Below are 3232 nucleotides of genomic sequence, written 5' to 3' on the forward strand. Positions count from 1 at the left end.
CAGCTCCTGCAGATAGATCAGGTTGGCGTTGCTTCCGACGACCGTCGCTTCGTCCTTGAGGATGTCGAGGCGCTTTTTGGCCCGGGCGGAGTGCTGCATCATCGCCGCTTTGTCGGCCAGAGTGTAGAGGGACATCACAAAAATCGGCATCGACACGGTCGCACCGACCCGGCTGATATCGTTGCTGAAAGGGAAGTTGGGGGCGACGTTGGCATTTTCCGTGGGGGTAGCAGGCCGGAGATTGGTCGGGCTGTTGTAGTGGGTCAGGTTGCCGAAGAGCTCGATCTTGGGATAGAGCTGGGAGTGGACCAGATCGAGGGCGTTGCCGGCTTCCCGGACACTGAGCTCTCCGAGTTGGGCGTTGTAGTGGTGTTTGACACCCTCGAGGAGGGTATGGATGTTCGCCGCCTGGATCGAGAGGGTCAGCAGAGAAAGTGTCAGGGTTTTTTTCAACATGTCAGGGCCTTTTGGATTTTTTCCGAGAGGTTGGGGATGATATCCTCCAGGTCGGGATTGATGTGCTCTTTGGCGCCGTCGAGGCGCTCCAGGACGGTTTTGCGCAGGGCGGCGGTGGTCTGATAGTTGGTCAGGGTCGAGACGATCATGAGCTGGATCATGAAGGGGTTCTCCTCCCGGAAAATACCGCGGTCTTTACCTTCCCGGAGGATCTCGTCGAGACGCCCCAGGATGATCGAGAGGTTTTTGATGCAGTTTTCCGGCAGCGACTGGGCCCCGTCGGCCAGCTCCCGGGCGAAGATCGCTCCGAAATCGCTGTCTTCGAGGAGATAGCGACCAAAGGTCTCCACATAGGCACGAATCGCTTCGACGGGATCCTCCTTTTGCGTCTCCTGGAGGATCTTTTCCGAGATGAGGTTGAAGCGCTGGCAGAGGACCGCTTCGTAGAGGCTCTGTTTGTCCCTGAAATGGTAGTAGATGGCCGGTTTGGTGATGCCGCACTCGTCGGCGATCTCCTCCAGAGCGGTTTTGGGGTAGCCCCGTTCGGAGAAGAGATGCGCGGCGACATCGAGGATGTGCTCTTTGCGTGATCGGGTTTGCGTCATTGTTCGGATCCTTACTGACTGGTAAGTTGAATTCTATATCAATCAACCTTGATTTATTCTGAATTGTTTTAGTATGCTAAAATCCATCCTAAAAAAGGATTCGGATGAAGCCCACCGAAAAACTGAAAAACCTGCTCATGAACGAGCTGATGCCCGATCTGGAGGAGTCGATCGACGAGATCTTCGCCATGGTGGAGAAGGAGAAGATGATCTCCCTGGCCGACCGGGAAGAGCTGGAGGAGATGCAGGCGATGCACGCCGAGTGCCGGGAGATCCTCATCGAGATCGAGAGCGGTGAGATGGAAGACGAGGAGGCGGCGGAGCTGCTCTCTGAGCTGGTAGAGATCAAGAGCGAGTAAGCGCAGAATGCGCTTACTCGCGGTGATTGGTCATTGGTCATTGGGGGATAAACTTCCGTCATTCCGGGCCTGACCCGGAATCCAGGGCATCGAAAACCCATTAAACTGTGGATCCTGAATCAAGTTCAGGATGACGAGAAATGCTTTTTCTCTTCTCTCTCGTTCCCACCATCTTGGTGGGAATGCATTTCCACAGACATGATGGTATTAAACGCGTATGGAGAAGATGCGGAAGTTCCGTGGTAGTTCCCACCGAGGACGATGGGAACGAGTGAAGAAAATTTCGATTAGATTTACTTCATTATATTCTAGAACCCCATCAATAGTAGAATGATGAAACTATTTTGATTATACATTGGATTTTTCACAAAATAAATTAACTAAATTTTTAATAAAGAATCCATAAATCACTAAAGGTATCAACAATAAGAATGCAGAGAATAGAATTAAAGCATATAGTGCGTCTGATGCATCTTTCAAAAGGGGAATAACGTAAGACACTCCACTCATGCTGCCCTCATTCCATCCAGAGGCATTATTCAATAATAATATATGAACAATAACAATAATAACCAGAGTAGTAAACTTACAGACCATGGGCTTTTTTCTGGTAAGAGCATATACAATAACTACTGTAAAGAAATCTATGACTACTAATTGCAATAGACCTCGGGAGTCTTTGTCAAAGTTATCAAGAAACAGAATAGTTATAGTAAAAGCAATCCCAAGGGTAACGACAAGTTTGTTAAACATATATTTTTTGTTCATTTTTTTGTAACAGCCAGGTTCAATATCCCTGCTATAAAGTATAGTGATATGGCGGTAAGCCGGAGAGCATAGTGAGGTACAAACATACTTGGCCAATTACTCCACAGTCACCGACTTCGCCAAATTCCTCGGCATATCCACATCGTTCCCCAGCCGGATGGAGATCTCCAGGGCCAGGAGCTGTGTGACCACCATCATCTCGAAAAACTCCAGCATCGGGTGCTCGGCGTGGCGGATGCGGATGAAGTCGTCGGCCAGGTCGAACTCTTCGGGGCTGATGGCCAGGATCGTGGCGTCCCGGGCGCTGAGCTCTTCGACGTTGGATTTGATCTTGTCGTAGAGCAGGGTGCGGGGCATCAGGGCGATGGTAAAGAGCTCCGCGTCGGCCAGGGCGATGGGGCCGTGTTTCATCTCGCCGGCGGGGTAGCCCTCGGCGTGGAGGTAGCTGATCTCCTTGAGCTTGAGGGCCCCCTCCAGGGCCAGGGGGAAAAAGAGGTCCCGCCCGATGAAGAAGAAGCCGTGGCCGTGGAGGTAGCGTTTGGAGAGGCGGTGGATCCGCTCGTGGAGCTTCTCCTCCACCAGGAGCGCCTTGGGGGTGCGGCGCATGGCGTCCAGCTCTTTTTGGAGCGTTTCGGTATCGAGAGTGCCCCGCTTCTCTCCCAGGTAGAGGGTCAGCATCCAGAGCACCATCACCTGGGTGGCGAAGGCTTTGGTGCTGGCGACCCCCTTTTCGATCCCGGCCCGGGTCAGGATCGCCGCGTCGCTCTCCCGGACGATGGAGGAGTTGTCCACGTTGCAGATCGTCAGGCTTCGCAGGCCGGCACGTTTGGCCATCTTGAGCGCTTCGAGGGTGTCGGCGGTCTCGCCGCTCTGGCTGATGGTGATAAAGAGGGTATCCGGCGTCAGCAGGGGTTCTTTGTAGCGGAACTCCGAAGCGATCTCGACCTGGCAGGGGATCTTGGCCATTCTTTCGAGCAGATAGGCCCCCGTCAGTCCCGCGTGGTAGCTGGTGCCGCAGGCGCAGATCTTGACGGCCCGGATCCC

4 protein-coding genes are annotated in these 3232 nt (G+C 53.2%); 1 reads left to right on the forward strand and 3 read right to left on the reverse strand.

The features are described 5' to 3' along the window. On the reverse strand, nt 1–456 hold a 456-nt coding region (locus F8I07_RS06395), incomplete at its 3' end, for a TolC family protein (RefSeq protein ID WP_292657229.1). Continuing rightward, a complete protein-coding gene (locus F8I07_RS06400) occupies nt 450–1061 on the reverse strand; it encodes a TetR/AcrR family transcriptional regulator (protein ID WP_292657232.1) in 612 nt (203 codons plus the stop codon). The genes F8I07_RS06395 and F8I07_RS06400, both read right to left, overlap by 7 nt. 104 nt (nt 1062–1165) lie before the next feature. On the opposite strand from F8I07_RS06400, the gene F8I07_RS06405 reads away from it, so the two are divergent. Next, on the forward strand, nt 1166–1420 hold the full coding sequence (locus F8I07_RS06405) for a hypothetical protein (protein WP_292657235.1): 255 nt from the start codon (nt 1166–1168) through the stop codon (nt 1418–1420). Nucleotides 1421–2284: 864 nt separating this feature from the next. Here F8I07_RS06405 and glmS read toward each other — a convergent pair. Further along, a partial coding sequence (glmS, locus tag F8I07_RS06410; RefSeq protein ID WP_292657238.1) for a glutamine--fructose-6-phosphate transaminase (isomerizing) occupies nt 2285–3232 on the reverse strand: 948 nt, incomplete at its 5' end.

The organism is Nitratifractor sp., assembly GCF_015487065.1.
Lineage (GTDB): Bacteria > Campylobacterota > Campylobacteria > Campylobacterales > Sulfurovaceae > Nitratifractor.

What these genes read in the sequence shown, in the direction of transcription:
- F8I07_RS06400 (WP_292657232.1), bottom strand. Translation starts at nt 1,061, where the DNA reads ATGACGCAAACCCGATCACGCAAAGAGCACATCCTCGATGTCGCCGCG.
- F8I07_RS06405 (WP_292657235.1), top strand. Translation starts at nt 1,166, where the DNA reads ATGAAGCCCACCGAAAAACTGAAAAACCTGCTCATGAACGAGCTGATG.